19 protein-coding genes are annotated in these 18,773 nt (G+C 67.4%); 8 read left to right on the top strand and 11 right to left on the bottom strand.

Annotation, left to right across the window (positions count from 1 at the left end):
* Window positions 1-12 precede the first annotated feature (12 nt).
* Genes QN163_01805 through QN163_01770 form a run of 8 tightly spaced genes read right to left on the bottom strand, consistent with a single transcriptional unit; the run spans window position 13 to window position 8,738 of the window.
* Window positions 13-1,173 (bottom strand): branched-chain amino acid ABC transporter substrate-binding protein, encoded by a 1,161-nt coding sequence (locus tag QN163_01805; protein ID MDR5682749.1) that lies wholly within the window; start codon window positions 1,171-1,173, stop codon window positions 13-15.
* A gap of 14 nt (window positions 1,174-1,187) precedes the next feature.
* Window positions 1,188-3,509, bottom strand: coding sequence for a xanthine dehydrogenase family protein molybdopterin-binding subunit (locus QN163_01800; protein ID MDR5682748.1), 2,322 nt, complete (start codon window positions 3,507-3,509; stop codon window positions 1,188-1,190).
* Complete coding sequence (locus QN163_01795) at window positions 3,499-3,987, bottom strand: (2Fe-2S)-binding protein (protein ID MDR5682747.1); 489 nt, start codon at window positions 3,985-3,987, stop codon at window positions 3,499-3,501. Before QN163_01795 ends, QN163_01800 begins: the two co-directional genes overlap by 11 nt.
* Window positions 3,984-4,859 carry a xanthine dehydrogenase family protein subunit M gene (locus QN163_01790; GenBank protein ID MDR5682746.1) on the bottom strand — a complete coding sequence of 292 codons (876 nt, stop codon included), beginning with the start codon at window positions 4,857-4,859 and terminating at the stop codon, window positions 3,984-3,986. The genes QN163_01795 and QN163_01790 overlap by 4 nt, the downstream gene beginning before the upstream one ends.
* Window positions 4,859-5,644, bottom strand: coding sequence for an SDR family NAD(P)-dependent oxidoreductase (locus QN163_01785; protein MDR5682745.1), 786 nt, complete (start codon window positions 5,642-5,644; stop codon window positions 4,859-4,861). Before QN163_01785 ends, QN163_01790 begins: the two co-directional genes overlap by 1 nt.
* A gap of 10 nt (window positions 5,645-5,654) precedes the next feature.
* Window positions 5,655-6,545 carry a DUF6282 family protein gene (locus QN163_01780; protein ID MDR5682744.1) on the bottom strand — a complete coding sequence of 297 codons (891 nt, stop codon included), beginning with the start codon at window positions 6,543-6,545 and terminating at the stop codon, window positions 5,655-5,657.
* Between the two features lie 23 nt (window positions 6,546-6,568).
* Window positions 6,569-7,933 carry a glutamate-1-semialdehyde 2,1-aminomutase gene (locus QN163_01775; GenBank protein MDR5682743.1) on the bottom strand — a complete coding sequence of 455 codons (1,365 nt, stop codon included), beginning with the start codon at window positions 7,931-7,933 and terminating at the stop codon, window positions 6,569-6,571.
* A 13-nt stretch (window positions 7,934-7,946) separates the two neighbouring features.
* Window positions 7,947-8,738 carry an IclR family transcriptional regulator gene (locus QN163_01770; GenBank protein MDR5682742.1) on the bottom strand — a complete coding sequence of 264 codons (792 nt, stop codon included), beginning with the start codon at window positions 8,736-8,738 and terminating at the stop codon, window positions 7,947-7,949.
* 103 nt (window positions 8,739-8,841) lie between these two features.
* Between QN163_01770 and QN163_01765 the strand changes: the two genes are divergently transcribed.
* The 3 genes from QN163_01765 (at window position 8,842) to QN163_01755 (ending at window position 11,180) form a co-directional block, all read left to right on the top strand.
* On the top strand, window positions 8,842-9,054 hold the full coding sequence (locus QN163_01765) for a hypothetical protein (GenBank protein ID MDR5682741.1): 213 nt from the start codon (window positions 8,842-8,844) through the stop codon (window positions 9,052-9,054).
* Window positions 9,055-9,312: 258 nt separating this feature from the next.
* On the top strand, window positions 9,313-10,755 hold the full coding sequence (gene glnA, locus QN163_01760; GenBank protein ID MDR5682740.1) for a type I glutamate--ammonia ligase: 1,443 nt from the start codon (window positions 9,313-9,315) through the stop codon (window positions 10,753-10,755).
* 35 nt (window positions 10,756-10,790) lie between these two features.
* Window positions 10,791-11,180, top strand: a complete 390-nt coding sequence (locus QN163_01755) for a DUF6278 family protein (GenBank protein MDR5682739.1) — start codon at window positions 10,791-10,793, stop codon at window positions 11,178-11,180.
* Window positions 11,181-11,211: 31 nt separating this feature from the next.
* Here the strand turns inward: QN163_01755 and QN163_01750 are convergent, their stop codons facing one another.
* From QN163_01750 to QN163_01740, 3 genes are all read right to left on the bottom strand, one after another.
* Entirely contained in the window at window positions 11,212-12,096 is an 885-nt protein-coding gene (locus QN163_01750) for an ABC transporter permease (protein ID MDR5682738.1), read from the bottom strand.
* Window positions 12,096-13,016, bottom strand: coding sequence for an ABC transporter permease (locus tag QN163_01745; GenBank protein MDR5682737.1), 921 nt, complete (start codon window positions 13,014-13,016; stop codon window positions 12,096-12,098). Before QN163_01745 ends, QN163_01750 begins: the two co-directional genes overlap by 1 nt.
* Before the next feature lie 105 nt (window positions 13,017-13,121).
* Window positions 13,122-14,708, bottom strand: coding sequence for a glutathione ABC transporter substrate-binding protein (locus QN163_01740; GenBank protein ID MDR5682736.1), 1,587 nt, complete (start codon window positions 14,706-14,708; stop codon window positions 13,122-13,124).
* Between the two features lie 113 nt (window positions 14,709-14,821).
* On the opposite strand from QN163_01740, the gene QN163_01735 reads away from it, so the two are divergent.
* The 5 genes from QN163_01735 to QN163_01715 all read left to right on the top strand — a co-directional run bounded on the left by QN163_01735 (window position 14,822) and on the right by QN163_01715 (window position 18,673).
* The gene (locus tag QN163_01735; GenBank protein ID MDR5682735.1) at window positions 14,822-15,796 is read left to right on the top strand and encodes a 7-cyano-7-deazaguanine synthase; all 975 of its coding nucleotides are present in this window, start codon (window positions 14,822-14,824) and stop codon (window positions 15,794-15,796) included.
* A gap of 70 nt (window positions 15,797-15,866) precedes the next feature.
* On the top strand, window positions 15,867-17,222 hold the full coding sequence (locus tag QN163_01730) for a S8 family serine peptidase (protein ID MDR5682734.1): 1,356 nt from the start codon (window positions 15,867-15,869) through the stop codon (window positions 17,220-17,222).
* Window positions 17,223-17,351: 129 nt separating this feature from the next.
* Complete coding sequence (locus tag QN163_01725) at window positions 17,352-17,837, top strand: Hsp20/alpha crystallin family protein (GenBank protein ID MDR5682733.1); 486 nt, start codon at window positions 17,352-17,354, stop codon at window positions 17,835-17,837.
* 256 nt (window positions 17,838-18,093) lie between these two features.
* Window positions 18,094-18,306 (top strand): hypothetical protein, encoded by a 213-nt coding sequence (locus QN163_01720; GenBank protein ID MDR5682732.1) that lies wholly within the window; start codon window positions 18,094-18,096, stop codon window positions 18,304-18,306.
* A gap of 151 nt (window positions 18,307-18,457) precedes the next feature.
* Window positions 18,458-18,673, top strand: a complete 216-nt coding sequence (locus tag QN163_01715) for a hypothetical protein (GenBank protein MDR5682731.1) — start codon at window positions 18,458-18,460, stop codon at window positions 18,671-18,673.
* Window positions 18,674-18,773 lie beyond the last annotated feature (100 nt).

The raw sequence follows: 18,773 nt of genomic DNA, 5'->3' as shown, positions 1-18,773 counted from the left end.
CCAGCCTAGGGATCAGCGCACCTGGCGCCTACCCTTCGCGTACTCGGAGTCTTCCCACACCGTCCACTTGCCGTCCTGGACCACGTACCGCGTCACAACCACCAGGCGGGTCTGTCCCTCCCGGTCGAAGGTCACCTCTCCAAGGAGGCCCCGGTGGCGTATGTTGCGGACGGCATCCACCAGCTTCGCCCGATCCGGGCCTACCTGCCGTACCGCCTCCAAGAGGATGTTCGTGGCGTCATACGAGTACGGGCCGTACGCACCGTACGGCTCTCGGTAGCCGGCCGTCCGGTAGTCCTCGATGAACCGCCGACCTGTGGCGATCCCCTCCAGGGGGACGCCCGGTTTGATGGCCAGCGTACCCTCGGCGGACGGGGCCGTCGCCACGTCGATGAATCGGTCGTCGAAGATCCCTGAAATGCTGAAGAAGGCGGCGGCAAGCCGCGCACGCACCATCTGAGCCCGGAGAAGCGCTCCTTCCGTGACGACTCCGCCGAAGAAGACGGCGTCGGGGCCTAGGCCCCGCAGGCGCGTGAGCAGAGCGCTAAAGTCCCGGTCTCCCACGTTGATGCCGTCTGTGCTCAGGATCTCCCCACCCAAACCCCGCGCGGTACCCACGAAAGCGTCCCGCGTAAAGTTGCCGTATGTTGTGGTGTCGTGCACCACCGCCCACCGCCGCAGACGCAGGTCACGGATCACCCAACGCGCGCCGACCGCGGTTTCCTGTTCCGCGGTGGGAGCCACGCGCGTCACCTCTGGGTAGCCCCGGCGCGTGATGTCCGGGTGGATGGCGCCCCAGATCACGATGGGAGTGCGGTGCTCGTGAAATACCTCGATGGTCGCAAAGGCTACGGGGCTGTTCCAGTGGCCCGTCGCAGCCACCACTGCAGGATCCGAAACGGCCCGCAACGCCGCAGCCCGTCCGGTCGCCGGGTCGGAAGCGTCATCCAGCACCACACCCTCGATCCGGTACGGGAACCGGCCCGAAGCGTTGGCTTGACGAATGGCCAGATCAAAGGCGTTGCGCGCACCCAGCCCCTGCGGGGCGTTAGGCCCGGTCAGCGGGCCGAGAAACGCCAGCTTCACAACGGGTGCGGGCGCACCTGGCGCGCCTCGGGCCAAGCCCAAGGCGACAACCATCACCACGAGCCAACCAAACGGCAACCTACGCATCACCTGCCCTCCTCTCATCCGTTGTGTCCTGCAAGTTCGTACAGCGCACGGGCCACGGCTTCCGACCTTATCGGTAGTTCCGTGACGCGCACGCCCACCGCGTCGTAGACGGCGTTCGCGATAGCCGCCGCAGGTGGCCCCACCGGCGGCTCCCCGATACCCCGAGCACCGAAGGGTCCCATGCCCTCCCCGGACTCCAACACCAGGGGGATCACGTCAGGGACGTCCATACTCGTAGGAATCAGGTACGTGGAGAAGCTCGTGGTCTGGTTGTTCCCTGCGTCCAGGATCACCCTTTCCATGAGCGCGTATCCGATCCCCATCACTGCTCCGCCCTGAATCTGCCCCTCGACGCTCTGAGGGTTGATGGCCTGCCCCACGTCGTGGCAAGCTACGTAGCGCCGGACCCGGATTGCCCCGGTCTCCGTGTCTACCTCCACCTCTGTAGCGTGAGCGCCGTACGTGAAGTCGGGGAACACTCTCCCTCCGCCCCTGTCCAAATCTATGGGATCGCCCGCTGGCGCATGGTAGGTTGCGAAAGCGCTGCGGGGTACACCCACCCGAGCACACTCGCGCAGGACCCGCACAAGGGAAACACACCGGCCGTCGGGCGTACGCACCTCGTGGCCATCCAGCTGCAACTCCACCGGGGTCGTCTCCAGCAGTTGGGCGGCCACCCGCAAGACGTGTTCCCGAAGCTCGGTCGCCGCGCGAAGTACCGCGTTGCCGGACATCATAAGCTGCCGCGTGGCGGTGGTCGTCCCCGCCAGCGGCGTGAGAGCGCTGTCGGATACGTGGATGGAGACGCGATCCAGAGGAACACCGAGCACTTCGCCGGCGATCTGGCACAGGGAGGAGGCCTGGCCCGCGCCCACGTCCGGCACCCCTGCGCGTATGAGGACGCTACCGTCCATCTCGAATCCCACCCAGGCGCTCGCCCAATCATGGAGCCAGACGATGCGCCCGTAGGGCTGCAGGTTGCATGCAAGCCCGCGTCCTACCCGCAGGTGCGGCCCCGAAGGAGGCTGGGCGGGCCCTAGGGCTTGCCACGCCCGGCGCGCGACCTCAGGCAGGGCCACGTGCGTCTCCAGTACCTGGCCGATGGGTAAGCGGTCACCCTTGCGCAAGCCATTGCGAACCCGAAGCTCCACCGGGTCCATTCCGAGCTCCCGGGCCAGACGGTCCATCTGCTGCTCGTACGCGAAGACCACCTGCATGGCCCCGAAACCGCGCATGGCGCTGGTGGGCGGGTTGTTGGTGTAGACGACTTGCGCGTCCACAGCCACGTTCGGGACGCGGTACGGCCCGCATGCCGTCGTTGACGCATAGAGTAGGACCAGGGCACTGAGAAAGGCGTACGCGCCCGCGTCCGCCAGCAGCTCTACTTCCTGCGCGACCAACTCGCCCGTGCGAAGCGCACCCGTGCGGTACCTCATGACAAAGGGGTGGCGTTTGGGCCGCGCCAGCAGGGACTCCTGCCGCGTCCAAACCATCTTCACAGGCCGCCGCGTCACCCACGCCAGTAGCCCCAGGAATACCTCCACGGTGACGTCTTCCTTCCCGCCGAACCCACCCCCCAAGTACGTGCCGATGACGCGGACCTTGTTGTGCGGCAGGCCCAGGACATCCGCCACGTCGCGGAAGTGCTCGATCACCTGGGTGGCCACCCGGATGGTCAACACACCGTCCGAGTCCACCCAGGCCACTCCCGCCTCCGGCTCCAGGTAAGCATGGTCCACGAACTGGGTACGGTAAGTCCCTTCGACCACCACGTCGGCCCGGGCCAACGCCCCTCTCACGTCACCGGTCCGGACGGTCCACCGCGCCAGGAGGTTGCTCTTGCTGTCCGAGTGCACGAGAGGTGCGCCCGGCGAAAGTGCCTCTTGGGGGTCGAATACCCCCGGCACTGGGTCGTACTCCACCTCGATGGCCCGCAGCGCCTCCTCCGCCAGTTCTTCTGACTCCGCAGCTACCAGGGCGACAGGTTCACCCTGGTAGCGGACCCGCTCCTCAGCCAACACGTGCACCTTGGCCCGCAGGGGTCCCACCTCCGTCGTCTGGCCGGGCACGTCCGTCCACAGGGTGTTCCTGGGCACGTCTCGAGCTGTGAGAACCGCAACCACTCCCGGAAGGGATCGGGCCCGCTCAGTGTCCAGGCGGACGATGCGGGCCGACGGGTGCAGCGACCGCAGCACCTTGCCCACCAGCATCCCCGGCATTTCCCAGTCCGCGGCGTACGCGGTACGTGCCAGAACCTTGTCCCACGCGTCGTGGCGCGGGACGGGCTTCCCGACGACGCGCCAACCGACCCGCTCCAGCACCTCCCTAGCGGACACTGCACACCTCCCGGACGTAGGCCTCCACAGCGTCCAGAAGCTTCGCATAGCCGGTACACCGACACAGGTTCCCTGCAAGAGCCTTGCGGAGCTCCTGGCGCGTGGTCTGCGGATGCGACCGGACGAACGCGTAGGCGGTCAACACCATCCCGGGTGTGCAGAACCCGCACTGCACCGCACCGTGGCGAACAAACATCTCCTTGAGCGGGTGCGGTCGGCCATCCGGCGACAACCCGAGGAGGGTGGTGATGCGCGCGCCGTGCACCCGCGGCGCGAGTACCAGGCAGCTACTGACCGCCCGGCCGTCGAGCAGCACGGTACAGGTCCCGCAAACCCCCTCGTCACAGCCCTCCTTGACGTCCACAGTCCCCAGGTCATCTCTCAACACCGACAGGAGGGTACGATGCGCTTCCACCTCGATGCGGCGCGGGCTACCGTTGAGCTCGAAGGAGATGGAAAGCCGCGTGCGTTCCTTCATGGTGTTGCCTCCTCGGCGCGGGCCAGAGCCCGGGTGAGTGCCCGGCGCGCAAGCACGTACGTAAGGTGGCGACGGTAAGCCGCGCTGGCGTGGACGTCCGACTCCGGCTGGATGTCCGCGGCGGCCCGCCGGGAAGCGGCCTCGACGCGCCTGGGGTTTGCTGGCGCCCCCACCAGCTGGTCCTCTGCGCCCTGTGCCCGGACCGGCGTCGGTCCTACGCCCGCCAGCGCGAGGCGAACCACGTCCACCCTTCCCTCGTCGTTGAGCTGCACTCGCGCCGCGGCCGCAACCACTGCGAAGTCACCTTGGCGCAACGCGAACTCCTCAACCGCCCATCCCTCCCGGGGTTGCCGTACGGCCACTCGTACCTCCGTAAGCAGCTCCGCAGGCTCCAGGGCGGTGGTGAGGTACCCCCGGAAGAACTCCTCCGATCGGAGGGTGCGTGAGCCGGTCGGTCCTTCCGTGACCAGTTGAGCATCCAAAGCCAGGGACACCATCGGCAGCTCCGCCGCCGGGTCCGCGTGTGCCAGGCTCCCTCCCAAGGTGCCGAGAGCGCGCACGCGGACATTTCCGACGAGGCCCGCAGCCTCCGACAGCAACGGGCACAGCGCCCGGACCTCCTCGGACTCCTCGAGCGTTTGGTGGCGCACCAGAGCACCGAGCACCATGGCGTCGTTTTCCCTTCGCAGGTGGGCCAAGGGCAGGTCGTTGATGTCCACCAACAGCTCGGGTTCCACCAAACGCAAATTCATCAGCGGGACCAGGCTCTGGCCGCCGGCCAGCACTCTCGCGTTCGCTCCCCCTCGCCGCAAGCAATCTATGACGTCGGCGACACTCGTGGCCCGCTCGTAACGAAATGGCCGAGGACCCATCAGACGTCCCAGCCTCCGTCCACCACAATCTCCTGACCGGTGATCTGGCGGCTGTCGTCGGACGCCAGAAAGACCGCGGCCGCGGCGATGTCCTCCGATGTGGAGAACCGTCGCAGCGCCATCTCACGAACGTATTCCTCGTACACCTCCCCGGCGGCCCGGCCCTGTTTGCGTGCCTTTTCCCGGACGATGATGGTCATTCGATCTCCCTCCACTACCCCGGGCACGAGGACGTTGACGTTCACGTTGTGTGGGCCCACTTCGAGCGCAAGGGTTCGTGTGAGACCCCGGATCGCCCACTTCGACGACGAGTACGCGGCCCGATAGCGGTAGCCCCGCAAACCGGAAGTGCCACCGACGTTGATGATCTTGCCGTAGCGCTGTGCCATCATGACGGGAACCACCGCCTTGCAGCACAGAAAGACGCCGTACAGGTTGCTGTTCAAAACGTAGTGCCAGTCCTCCGACGAGATTTCATGGAGTGGCGTCTCGATCGGCCCAATCACCCCATGCGCGGTCACCAGGACATCAATCCGTCCGAACGCATCCACACACGTCCGGGCCATCGCCTGCACGGACGCTTCGTCCGTCACGTCCACCCTGACCGGCAGCACCTGGCGCTCGGGGAAGGCCGCGCGGATTCGACCGGCGTGCGCCTGCAGAGCCTCGCGGTCCCGGCCTGCGATCACCACGTGCGCACCCTCCCGTGCCAAAGCCGCGGAGATGGCGCCCCCCATCCCCTTGGCACCTCCCGTCACGATGCACACACGGCCCTCCAGCTTCATACGCGCCTCCTCACCGGGGCTCGAGGTTCAGCAGCCGCGCCGGGTTGTCCCGCGTCATGCGTGCGAGGACGTCGAACGGTACGCCTTCGTCCAGCAGCGCCGCCACCAACATTCGCAAGCCCTCGGGGTGCGGTGGACCCGACAGCTGCCCGAGATCCGAGCTCAGCAGCAGGTTCTGGCCCCCGAGTTCCTTGATCCATACGGCGAGCTCTGCCGGTTTCTGTTCGTAGAAGATGGGCGACACACACGACACCGCAACGTACTCGAGAAACGCGCCCTTGCGCACAAACTCCCGCTGGGCGTCCAGGTCGTAGCGAGTGAGGGCCCAGTTTGCGTGAGTCACCAGAAACTTTCGGACGCCCCTTCGGAGGGCTTCTTCCAGCAGCAGACGCGTCTCCTGGGGACTCAGATGACCCGTGGCCAGGCACACGTCCGCCTCAGCCACCAGATCCAGGATCGTAAGGACTTCGGGCTTCAACTGGCCTTCCTCGTCCAACACCGTGATTCCGGGACCTGAGAGCTGCTTCCGGGGCCGACCCAGCTGTGGGTAGTCAGAGGTCTGGAAGTACTCCGCGTGCCACTTGGAGTGGTTGCTGGGCATCCAGACGACCTTGGCTCCGTAGTGGATGGCGGCCTGCACGACGTGCGGGTTGAGTCCGCCCACGGACCGGTTGAGCACGATCGCCCCGAAGGCCTGGATTCCGTCAAACATCTTGTTCACGTAGTAAGCACGACCCACGGTCATGGAGTCGTGGTCCTTCAGCACGAACCCCCGCATGCCGTACTGCAGCGCCGCGCGTGCGAGGTCCGCGTCGTCCAGGGGCCTTCGGAACAGGGCAGGATGCGTGTGCGCGTGCATGTCGATGGCGTCCCGCAGCAGGTCCAGGTCCGGTCGATCCATCCCCTCCCCTCCCTCCCGGTTCCCTAAACAGCGGCGAACAAACCTTCACCCTTCATCTCCCGCAGGGTGTCCTCCGCGGCCTGCAGAATCGCATCCACCTCACGGTCCGTATGAGCCGCCGACAGGAACCAGTGCTCGTAGTTGTCTGGATGCACGAACACGCCCCGAAGGATCATGCGGTGTGCAAACTCCCTAAACAGGTCACGTCGGGTGGCGGCTGCCTCCCGGTACGTGCGGACCTGCGTCAGACGGGTCACGTACAGCTGCATCATGGAGCCTTCTCCCTGCACGAGCACGGGCACCGCCAGTCGCGTCGCCACCTCGCGCAAGCCATCTTGTAGACGCGTCCCCAGCCGGTTCAACGTCTGGTACACTTCGCCCTCGCCGCGCCGCAATACGTCCAGGGTGGCTTTAGCCGCGGCCAGGCAGAGAGGGCTCGCGTTGTAGGTGCCCGCGTGCCGCACCCGCCCACCCTCCAGAAGCGCCATGATCTCCCTCCGTCCCACGAAGGCACCGACGGGCGCGCCATTCGCCATGGCCTTGGCAAAGGTGGACAGATCCGGGCGCAGACCGTACACCTCCTGCGCGCCGCCCGGAGCCATGCGGAAGCCGGTAATCACCTCGTCCAGGACGAACAACACGTCGTTCTCTCGGCAGATCCGCTCCAGCGCCTGCAGGTATCCGGGGGCAGGCGCGATGAAACCCTTGTTGGCCATCACCGGCTCCGTGATCACCGCGGCGAGCTCGTGCCGGTGCCGCCGGATCCAGCGCTCGGCCTCTTCCAGGTCGTTCCACGCTGCCACCAGAGTGTGGGTGTAGTGCTCCTCCGGGATGCCCGACCCCACAGGCACCCGCACAGGGGCTCTCTCCGAGCCCACCACGTCCAGGGGAGGGTTCACGCTCACCAGCACGGCGTCGTGGTTGCCGTGGTAGTGACCCTCGAACTTTAGGATCTTCGGCTTACCGGTGAAGCCGCGGGCCAGCCGCAGCGCGTGCATGGTGGCCTCGGTGCCAGACGGTGTGAACCGTACCATCTCCGCAGTGGGGATCATCTGGCGGACGGCCTCCGCCACCTCCACCTCGAGCGCGTTGCAGGTCCCGTAGATCAACCCGCAAGCTGCCTGGTCCTGGACCGCCTGGGTCACCTCGGGGTGTGCATGGCCCAAAATGACAGGCCCGAACGCCATAACGGTGTCCACGTAACGGTTCCTGTCTTCGTCGTAGAGATAGGCACCCTCCGCGCGGGCTGTGTAAAAGGGGTGCGGTTCGAAGGTCCGCCCGCCCCGCACGGGCGACGAGACCCCATCGGGAAGAACCCGTCGGGCCCGCTCCGCAAGCGCAGCCGACTGGGCCATCTTTGCTTGCCAGGTTTCCAGCTCCGTGGTCACTGTCCACCTCCCCTTAGCGCGATGCCCCAAGGGGCGTCGCTGCTCGCTGCCCTCCCAGCGCCCGCGTGATCTCGTCCGCGTGCCTGCACACCAATGGGATCAAGTGTGTCAGTGCCTCGTCCCCGAAGCGGATCAGGGGGCCGGCGATCCCGAGCCCACCCGCAAGTTGTCCTGCGACATCGAACACCGGCGCCGCTATCCCCGCCGCGCCCTGGTTCGTCTCCTCGAAGCTCAGCGCGTACCCACGGCGCCGGATTTCCGCGAGCTCCTGCTCCAATGCGTCTGGTTCCGTGATTGTGTTCTTGTTCAGGCGCGGCAATCCGCGCAGCGCGACCACCCTCCGCACCTGCTCGGGCCGCATAAAAGCGAGGAGGACCTTGCTGGAGGCACCCGCGTGAAGGGGGACCCTGCGACCCACCTCGAGAATGAGGCGCAGACGTTGAGGGCTCTCCAACCGTTCCACGCACACGCTCTCCGTTCCGTCCTCGCTGACGACCGTGAGCAGCACCGTCTCCCCCGTAGCCTCCTGCAACCTGCGCATCACGGGGTAGGCTACCTGCCTCAGCTCAATGCTTTCCAAGGCTCTCCGCCCCAGCGCCAACGCACCTGAACCGAGTCGGAAGCGACTGGTCACCGGGTCCCGACGGACATAGCCGTACACCTGGAGTGCTCGCAGGATTCGGTAAACCGTCGGACGCGACAGCCCCGTAGCGTGACTGATCTCGCTGACCAGCCAGGCCGGCCGTTCAGGCGTGAACATGTCCAGGATCTTCAGCGCCCGCTCTAAAAGTTGTGCCCCGCGCATGTTTACAATATGGACAGTTCACCACATATTGATACGCCCAATACAAGCGGAGACGAGCACGCCTGTCAAGTGGTTTTGCGTGTGCACTTCCTCGGAAGAAGACTTGGAGGGCTCGGACATCCCCGAACACGGTACGCTCGCCTACGCCCCCGAGGCGTTGGCGGCGGGTGCGGGGTTGTATGGCGAACGTCAAACCGTAGGAGAAAGGGAGGTGAGGACCGTGGAGGGGTGGGTCGCGTTGGGCTGGTTCGTGCTCCTGTTCTGCGCGTGGGTGGTGCTGCCCACCCGCCTCCTGCGGCGCGCGGGTCGAGGATGAGGTTTGACGGCCGGCTTCCTACGTGGTATAAGCGTAAAAAACTGAATCATCGACTCGGGGCCACGACGCCCCTGCGCGGATGCGCGGGGGTGTCGTGTCTTTTCGGTCGGTGGATGGAAAGAACGATGGAGCGACGTTGGGATCCATTGATGCTGTGGGATGACTCCGGCGCCGCGCCGCCGGGCGAACCGCGCACGCGCGTCGAGCCGAACAGACGGGACGAGCCAACAGAGTCGGACGAAACGGGAGGTGCGCAGAATGGCTTCGAAGACCGCACGTGACGTCCTGGCAGAGATCAAGGAAAAGGGCATCCAGATGGTGGACTTCCGGTTCACCGACCTGCCGGGTACCTGGCAGCATGCGACGATCCCGGTCTCGGCGATCGACGAGACGACGTTCCGCAAGGGCATCGGCTTCGACGGCAGCAGCATCCGCGGGTTCAAGGAGATCCAGGAGTCGGACATGATCCTGCTCCCCGACCCCGACACCGCGCGGGTGGACCCGTTCTGCACCGTGCCGACGATGACGATGATCTGCGACGTGCTCGACCCGGAACTGCGCGCGCCGTTCTCGCGTGACCCGCGCCAGGTGGCCAAGCGCGCCGAGGAGTACCTGCGCGAGACGGGTATCGCCGACGTCTCCTACTGGGGCCCCGAGGCGGAGTTCTTCGTGTTCAGCGACGTGCGCTATGAGAACTTGCCGCACCGCGCCGGCTTCGCCATCGACTCGCCGGAGGGCATCTGGAACACGGGGAACGGGGAGCGCAACCTCGGCTACAAGATCCGCACCAAGGAGGGGTATTTCCCGACTCCGCCCAGCGACACGCTTATGGACCTGCGCAGCGAGATGAGCATGTTCCTCGAACAGTGGGGCATCCCCGTCGAGTACCACCACCACGAGGTCGCCACCGCGGGACAGTGCGAGATCGACATGCGGTTCGCCACCCTCCTGCACATGGCCGACAACCTCATGTGCTACAAGTACATCGTCAAGAACACCGCCCGGCGCCACGGGCTGACGGCGACGTTCATGCCCAAGCCGCTGTTCGGCGACAACGGGTCGGGGATGCACACGCACCAGAGCCTGTGGAAGGGCGACCGCAACCTGTTTTACGCCGAAGGCCAGTACGCCGAGCTGAGCGAGACGGCCCTGTACTACATCGGCGGGCTGCTCACGCACATCGACGCGCTGTTGGCGTTCTGCGCCCCGACGACGAACTCCTACCGCCGCCTGGTGCCGCACTACGAGGCGCCCGTCAACGTGGCATTCAGCAAGCGCAACCGCAGCGCGGCGATCCGGGTCCCGATGTACGAGACCGGTCCCGAGGGGGCCGCGGCCAAGCGCGTGGAGTTCCGGCCGCCCGATCCGACGTGCAACCCTTACCTGGCGTTCGCGGCGATGCTCATGGCGGGGCTGGACGGCGTGCGCCGCAAGATCGACCCGGTGGCGGCCGGGTTCGGCCCCCTGGACAAGAACACCTACGAGCTGGACCCCGATGAGGCAGCGCGCGTGCGCAGCGTGCCCGGGTCGCTGGCGCGCGCGCTGGAGGCACTGGAGAGCGACTGCGAGTTCCTGCTGGAAGGCGACGTCTTCACGCGCGACCTGATCGAAACCTGGATCGCGTACAAGCGGGAGAAGGAACTGCACGAGGTCAACATCCGGCCGCACCCGTACGAGTTCTACCTGTACTTCGACGTCTGAGGCCGCGGTCTGCGGTGTCCGGAGACCCTGACCGCGTGGACGTCGCGGTCCGCTACCGCACCTACGCCACCGAGCACGTGCGCGCCGTGCGGCGGCTTGTTGGGATCGAACTCGACTACTCGCCCGCGTCGCTTGAGATCTGCGACCGCCTCATCGACGAAGGATGGGCTGACCACACGCCCGGCAAGGTCGATGCGGTGGTGAACCTCTTCGGTGCCTATCTGGGGGAGGTGATCATCCGCAACCTCGGTGGGCAGTGGGCCGTGGACGACAAGTTCGGGATCTGCGTGGCGGGCATCGGCCGCATCGGCGGCCGCGCGCTGCCCCTCGTGCACGCCGGCCGTCGCTTCCTGCAGGGCCGCCAGGCGTCGCTGTCCGCCTACTACGAATCCCTGGCCGCCCTCCTCGAACGGCTCGGCGGCTGAGCCGTCGCGGCACACAGGAGACCGCACCCGCTCAGAGCTTCATCCGGGGATCCAGCGCGTCGCGCAGCCCGTCTCCGAGGAGGTTGAAGCCCAGCACCGTCAGCATGATCGCCAGCCCGGGGAAAACCAGGGTGTGGGGGGCGAGCTGGATGTACTGCCGGGCGGTCGAAAGCATCGCGCCCCACTCCGCGGTCGGCTGCTGCACGCCCAGACCCAGGAAGCCGAGCGCGGCCGCCGAGAGGATGGCGGTGGCGACCTGCAGGGTCGTCTGCACGATCAGCACGGCCATGGTGTTGGGCAGGATGTGCCGGAACACGATGCGCCCGTCGCCGGCCCCCAGGGCGCGTGCGGCGTCGACGAACTCCTGCTCCTTGAGGCCCAGCACCTGCCCGCGCACCAGGCGCGCGTACACCGGCACGGACACGATCCCGACGGCGATCATCACGTTGACAAGCCCCACCCCCAGGATCGTCACCAGCACGATCGCCAGGATCACCCCCGGAAACGCGAGCATGATGTCCATCAGCCGCTGCCAGAACAGATCGAACCAGCCACCCAGGTACCCGGAGAACAGCCCGATCGGCGTGCCGATCACGACCCCGATCGCGACCGAGATGGCGCCGATCACCATCGACAGCCGCGCACCGAAGATGATGCGGCTGAGGATGTCCCGCCCCAGCTCATCCGTCCCCAGCCAGTGGCGGGGGCTGGGGCCGGCCAGGCTGGCCTCCAGGTCCGAGAAGTAAGGGTCGTAGGGGGCGATCAGCGGCGCGAACATGCCGCACGTCGCGAACAGCCCCAGGATCCAAAGACCGAGCACCGCGCCCCGGTTGCGCCGCAGGCGCCGCCAGACCTGGCTGCCGGCGGTACGCGCCCGCATCAGGGGCCGGGGAGCCGCCACGGTATCGGTCGCCATCACTCGTACCGAATCCGCGGATCCAGCATCGCGTACGTCGCGTCGACAACGACGTTGAGGAAGACGAACGTCGCCGCGATCAGCAAGACCGCGCCCTGGATGATCGGGTAGTCGCGCGCCAGCACCGAGTCGACCAGCAGCTTGCCGATGCCCGGCCAGGAGAACACCGTCTCTGTGAGCACGGCCCCCGACAGCAGTGCCCCCAGCTGCAGGCCGACGACGGTCACCACCGGGATCAGGGCGTTGCGCAACGCGTGGTGGTTGACGACCACGCGCTCGGCCAGACCCTTCGCGCGTGCCGTGCGGACGTAGTCCTGGCGCAGCACCTCGAGCATCGCCGAGCGGGTCATGCGCGCGATGATCGCCGCCGACGCCGTGCCCAGCGTGATCGAGGGCAGGACGAGGTGTCGCCAGGTCTCGTACCCGAACGCCGGCATCCAGTGCAGCCGGACGGAGAAGACCAGGATCAGGTTCAGCCCCAGCCAGAACACCGGGATCGAGACTCCCGCCAGTGCCAGGATCATGACGATGCTGTCGACCCACGACAGGTGGCGGGTCGCCGACAGGATGCCTGCCGGGATGCCGATCAGCGCGGCGACGAAGATGCTCGCCAGCGCCAGGCGCACGGTGCGCGGGAAGCGTTGCCCCAGCTCTTCGCTGACGGGCACCCCGCTGAACAGCGACCGCCCCAGGTCGCCGGTCAGCGCGTTGCGCAGGAAGTACGCGTACTGCACCAGGATCGGCTGATCCAACCCCAGCGACTCGCGGATCTGCTCGACGACCTCCTGCGTGGCCGCCTGCCCGGCCATGATCTGCGCCGGGTCTCCGGGGATGAACCGGACCATCGCGAAGACGACGATGGACACCCCCAACAGCACCGGGATCGCCAGCAGAACGCGCTTGAGGAGATAGCGCCACATGGGCTCAGAAACCGGCGGCCAGCCGCTGGGTGTCAGAGCAATAGGGGTCAGGGGACGGGCAGGCCCTGCCTGCCCGCGGTCCCTGACCCCCTTACGTGCGTCCCCCTACCGCCGCAGCCAGGCGTGGAACGCGACGATGCGCTCCGTCGGGTGGACCAGCAGATCCTGCACCTCACGCCGCACACCGGTTACCTGCGACTCGCTGTGCAGGAACAGCCACGGCGCGTCGCGCCAGATGATCTCCATCGCCTCCCGGTACGTCGCCGCCCGGCGTGCCGCGTCCGTCATCGCGCGCGCCTGGTCGAGCAGGCTGTCCACCTGCGGGTTCCGGTAGAAGAATCGGTTGAAGCCCGCCGGCGCCCACTGGCTGCTGTGGAACAGGCTGTACAGGCCATAGTCGGCGTCGCCCGTGACCGTGCCCCAGCCGAGCATGAACGACTCCACCGGCGTGCGGTCCGGCGGCTGGTTGGTGAACGATAGGTAGGCTGCCCACTCCATCGTCTGCAGCCGCGCGTTGATGCCGGCTGCGCGCAGCTGGGCCTGGACGGCCGCAGCGACCTGCGCGTCCTGCACGTACCGCCCGGTCGGGTGCAGGATCGTGACGTTCACCCCGCCACCGTGCCCGGCTTCGGCGAGCAGTTGCCGCGCCCGGTTGACGTCGTAGGGATACCCGCCCGCCTGGATCCCACTGTAGCCGACGATGCCGGGCGAGATGGGAGCGTCCGAGACCCGCGCCGCACCGCCCAGCACCGTCTGCGCGATCGCGCGCTTGTTCACGGCGTAGTTGAACGCCTGTCGGACGCGGACGTCGTTGAACGGTGGCTTTTGGTTGTTGAAGGCGATGTAGATCGTGCGCACGCTGCTCGTACGGTCGATCCGCAGCGCCTGGTTCAGGGCCAGGCGCGTCGTCTCCCGCGGAGGTACGCGGACGGCGACGTGGATCTGCCCACCTTCCAGCGCGAGCACGCGCGCCCCGTCGTCGGGGATGACACGCCACACGATCTGGTCGAGCAGGGGCTTGCGCGGACCCCAGTAGTCGGGGTTGCGCTCGAGCACGATGCGGTCACCGCGCACCCACTCGCGGAACCGGTACGGCCCCGTGCCGACCGGCTGCCGCCCGTAGGGTTCGCCGGTGGGCGGCCGCATGCCGCCGGCCCGCTGCACCGCCGTCGGGCTGTGGATCGCGAGGAAGTCGTGCGTCAGGTGTGCGAGCAGCGGCACGAACGGGCGCCGCAGGTTCAGGCGCACCGTCCGCGCGTCCACGGCGTCAACGCTGGCCACCTCGCCGAGCAGGATCGCACGGAACGGTGCCCGGTTGTCGGGGTTGAGGATGAAGTCGAAGTTCCACTTCACCGCCGCGGCGTCGAACGGCGTGCCGTCGTGGAACCGGATGCCCGTCCGCAGGCGGATCGTCATCGTCCGCGCGTCGGGCGACAGGGTCGGCATCGCCTCCGCGAGCAGCGGGACGATCCGCCCCTCCGGCGTGAGTTGGTAGAGCGTCTCGGCGATGTGCGCGATCACCTCGGCGTCCGGAGAAGCCGAAGCGTACGGGCTGAGCGTCACCGAGTCGGCCCCCCGCCCGATGATCAGCGTGCCGCCCGCCTGAGGCGTCGCGGGCGCGCCCGTCGCCGGAAGGACCAACACCGCCGCCACGAACGCGGCGACGATCACCAGCGCGAGTCGTCTGGACACAGCGTCCCCCCTCCCTGGCCTGAAATTGCCCTGCTTTGGATTCGGGCACGAACGCTCCGGCTCCTGCGCCGTGCCGGAGAAGCGACCAAAAGACCTTTGTGACATTATATACTGTGCGCGTGTCACAGGTCGACGAACTCGTCCAGGAGATCCGGGGGGTCACCGGAGGGCGGCCCGTGGTGGTCGCCTTCAGCGGCGGGCTGGACAGCACCGTCGTGGCCGCGCTGTGCCGGCGGGCGCTGGGCCCCGACAACGTGCTGCTGGTCACCGTGAACATGGGGCAGTACGCGTACCACCGCGGCAACGAGATCGTGCTGGAGATCGCCGACGCCCTCGGGCTGCGCCAGCGCTGCCTGATCGGCCAGCCGATGCAGGACCGGATCATGGCGTCCGGCCCTGCATGCAACCGGTGCACACGGGACATCAAGCTGGGCCTGGTCAAGGCGGCGGCCCAGGGGCGCCTCGTCCTCACCGGCGCCAACCGATCGGACACGTGGGGCCGCTTCGGGCTGCGGGTGTGCAACGGGTACTACGCGCCGCTGCTGGACCTGGACAAGGAGCAGATCCGAGCCCTGGCCGCCGAGCTCGGCGTCACCCCTCCCCGGATCGGCGAGAACCCGGGCCGGGAGGGGTGCAAACTCAAGCACCTGCTCAAGCCGCTGGCCAACCGCGACTACCACGGACGCGCCGTGGCGGCGGCCAACGAGGTCGTGTTGGAGGTCGTGAGGCGGACGGGGTTTGCGGCCGAACTCGCCAACGTGAAGATCGTCGGTCCGCTGCGGCGCAACATCGGTCTGGTAAACCTTCACCCTCGCCCGCCGGACGGCGTGACACGATCCGTGCTGCTCGCTCTCGCCCAACTGCCCGAACTGGACGAGGTGCACATCGTGGACAAGCCCTTGGTCCTGGTGGCGAAGGCGAACCCCTCAATCCTGGGGGACGTCCAGGCCCGCTACTGGCTGCAGCACGGTCGGATGCAGCCCGACTTTGCACAGCCCATCGAGGTGGAGTGGCATCCGGCCCGGAACCGGAAACTGAAGACCTTCCACGTGGTCGCCTTCCGGTGGGCGGATCCGGGGGCGGCCTAGGATGCTTCGCACCCCACACGACTCCCGCTGGCCGCACGAGTCCGGCGGCCAACGACGACCGGGAGGCAGCGTGGGAACGAACTCTCGCACGGCGGTCGTGTTCGTTGCGGCCGCCTTGGCGATCTCGGCGTGCGGAGGCAGCGGGGCGGTCCCGTCCCCGGCGCCGCGATCCGTGGCATGCATCGATCTCGCCGCGGATGCGTCCGTCCGACAGGGCGCCCGGTCGGCCGTCCGTCCGCTGCCGATGCGCCAGCTCCCCGCCGGACCGGCCGAGATCCCCGGCGAATACGTCGTGAAGTTCCCCGCAGGAGTACACGGCTCGGCGAGGCGGCTTGCCGTGACCCTGGCGGGCGCTTCGGTGGTCACGGAGCACCCCGCACTCGGGGTGGTCGTCGCTCGCGTCCCAGCACCCTCGGAAGCCGAAGTGCTCGCCCGCCTGCGCGCCGCCGCAGGCGTCGCGTACGTCGAGCACAGCCTGCGCGCCTACGTCCTCCGCACGCCGAACGACCCGCGGTTCCCCGACCAGTGGAACCTTGGCATGGCCACAATTTGTATGCCGGCGGCCTGGGAGATCACCACCGGTAGCCCGGCGGTGAAAGTGGCCGTCGTCGACACCGGGATCGCCGCGCATCCGGACGTCCTGGCGATCTCCTACGAAGACGGCAAAGACTACATCGACGGCGACGACGACCCCGCGGATCCGGGCTATCCGGACGACGGGTTCAGCCACGGAACCGCGGTCGGCAGCGTCATCGGGGCGGAGACGGACAACGGTCGCGGCATGGCCGGCGTGACGTGGGGTACGTTGGGCGTGCGCCTGGTCATCGTGCGCGCGCTGGACAGCAACACCGGCGAGGGGCGCTTCGTCGACGTGGCGGCTGGCATCGTGTGGGCCGCCGACCGGGGAGCCAGGGTGATCAACCTCAGCCTCGGGGGTGCGCCCGGAGCCGACTGCCCGCAGGTCATCAGGGAGGCCGTGGACTACGCGGTCGGCACGAAGGGCGCTGTGGTTGTCGCCGCCGCGGGCAACGACGGCAAAGCGGTCAGTTGCCCCGCCAACCTGCCCGACGTGATCGCGGTCGCGGCCACCGACAGGAACAACCGGGTCACCTCGTACTCCAACCGCGGCCCCCAAGTGGACGTGGCCGCGCCCGGCGGCGACGGGTTCGGGTCGGACTGCTCCCACGGGATCATCGTCGCGAGCCCTTCCAAGCTGGTGACAGAGACGTACTGGTGCGCGAACGGCACGTCGTTCGCCGCTCCGCACGTCTCCGGCGTGATCGCCCTCATGATCGCCAACGGCATCACAGGCCCCGACACAATCAGGCGGAAGCTCGCACAGACGGCTTTGGACATCGAAGAGCCCGGACGTGACGACAAGAGCGGGTGGGGCCTCGTCCAGGCCGACCGCGCCGTCACCCCCTGACGGGCCGGGTCTGGGTCGTCAAGTAGATACCCTTGACACATCGTAATATGGCTGCTAGCATTGGGTTGGGGCGTGCATGGTAACCTTGACACGCTCCGAACCCAGGATCCCAGCAGGAGGTGGTATGCGATGCTGACCCGTTGGAACCGTTGGAATCCCTTCGAGGAGATCAACGCGATCCAGCGTGAGATCGGCAACCTCTTCAACCGGTTCTTCGGGAGCACCGAGGCCGCGACGACCCGGATGACCCACTGGATCCCGCCCATGGAGGCCTTCTACCACAACAACGCGCTCGTGCTCCGTTGCTTCCTGCCGGGCGTGGATCCCAAGACGGTGGACGTCTCGGTCACCGACAACCTGCTGACGATCAAGGGCGAGCGGAAGCTCGAACTGGAGATCCCGCGTGACGATTACCTGTTCAGCGAGGTGGCGTACGGGACGTTCGAGCGGACGTTGACCCTGCCGCAGGCGCTGAAGAGCGACCAGGTTGCCGCACGGTACTACAACGGCGTCCTGGAGATCACGATCCCGGTGGCCGAGGGCGCGCTGCCGAGGAAGGTGAACGTCGAGGTCGTCGCGCCTGGCGAGAAGGTCCTCGCCGGGTCAACCCGGTAAGGTCTCCCAAGCCGTGCGGTGGCCGGTAACCGTGTGGACAGGTTTCGCCGGCCACTTCCTACAGGAGCGGAGCTGCCCACAGCGGCGGCTCTGCTCCGTCTTCTGGGTCCGAAAGCCGGCGGCCCCCGGTAACGGTCACGTAACGCCTCAGGTCCTACGGTGGAACCGGCAGATCCGGTGCGCAAACTGTCGGCCGCCGTGCGTTCACCCAACAGAAGACATAGGCGCCGTTGGGACTGGGGAGGTGGCGGGCATCGTGCAGGAACCGTTGGTCTTCTGGACATCCGTCTTGCTGTTCGTGCTGCTGTGCCTGTCGCTGGCACCCACCCGAGGACTGTCCCGGCCGGCGCGACGCCGGACGACCGTCGGACGACCGCAACCCGTGCACCGGGAGGCGGACGCCCAGTCGCTCCCCGTCGGGGACGGTTCTGCGGTCGCGTACCGTGTGAGGAAAGGCCACCGCGGGTGAGGAAGACGAGATGGACCCCGGACCTTCCGAGAACCGCCTGCTCGCCGCGCTGGGCTACCCGCTTTGGATCCCCGCGCTGATCGTCGTCCTGACGGACATGAGGTAAGGATCCCTACATGCACTACCACGGCTGGCAGGCGCTGTTTGGGGATTGGCTTGGCTGGCGGTGTGGGTGGCGCTCAGCGTGCTGTCCAGCCTGCTCTGGTTCATCCTTTTCCCCCTGCTGTTCCTGCTGCCGCTGCTGTCGGTGGCGGTCCTCGCGATCTCCATCTGGTTCGCCGTGCGGGCGTACCGCGGCGAGCGCTTCGAGATCCCGGTCGTGACCGACCTGGCGCGCAAGTACATGCTGAAAGAACCGCAGGCCTGACGTCCCTGCCCGTTTGCAGCACGACGAAGGCTGACCCAGAAGCCTGCCCCCTCGGCTCCCAGCACATCGGCGCAGGATTCGGCGGGCGCACCGGGAACAC

The sequence above is a fragment of the Armatimonadota bacterium genome (assembly GCA_031432545.1).
Lineage (GTDB): Bacteria > Sysuimicrobiota > Sysuimicrobiia > Sysuimicrobiales > Sysuimicrobiaceae > Caldifonticola > Caldifonticola tengchongensis.
This window is presented reverse-complemented; position numbering and strand designations above follow the sequence as displayed.

Coding starts and splice junctions, on each gene's coding strand:
- QN163_01805 (MDR5682749.1), bottom strand. CDS start 1,173: ATGCGTAGGTTGCCGTTTGGTTGGCTCGTGGTGATGGTTGTCGCCTTG.
- QN163_01795 (MDR5682747.1), bottom strand. CDS start 3,987: ATGAAGGAACGCACGCGGCTTTCCATCTCCTTCGAGCTCAACGGTAGC.
- QN163_01790 (MDR5682746.1), bottom strand. CDS start 4,859: ATGGGTCCTCGGCCATTTCGTTACGAGCGGGCCACGAGTGTCGCCGAC.
- QN163_01785 (MDR5682745.1), bottom strand. CDS start 5,644: ATGAAGCTGGAGGGCCGTGTGTGCATCGTGACGGGAGGTGCCAAGGGG.
- QN163_01780 (MDR5682744.1), bottom strand. CDS start 6,545: ATGGATCGACCGGACCTGGACCTGCTGCGGGACGCCATCGACATGCAC.
- QN163_01770 (MDR5682742.1), bottom strand. CDS start 8,738: ATGCGCGGGGCACAACTTTTAGAGCGGGCGCTGAAGATCCTGGACATG.
- glnA (MDR5682740.1), top strand. CDS start 9,313: ATGGCTTCGAAGACCGCACGTGACGTCCTGGCAGAGATCAAGGAAAAG.
- QN163_01750 (MDR5682738.1), bottom strand. CDS start 12,096: ATGGCGACCGATACCGTGGCGGCTCCCCGGCCCCTGATGCGGGCGCGT.
- QN163_01745 (MDR5682737.1), bottom strand. CDS start 13,016: ATGTGGCGCTATCTCCTCAAGCGCGTTCTGCTGGCGATCCCGGTGCTG.
- QN163_01725 (MDR5682733.1), top strand. CDS start 17,352: ATGCTGACCCGTTGGAACCGTTGGAATCCCTTCGAGGAGATCAACGCG.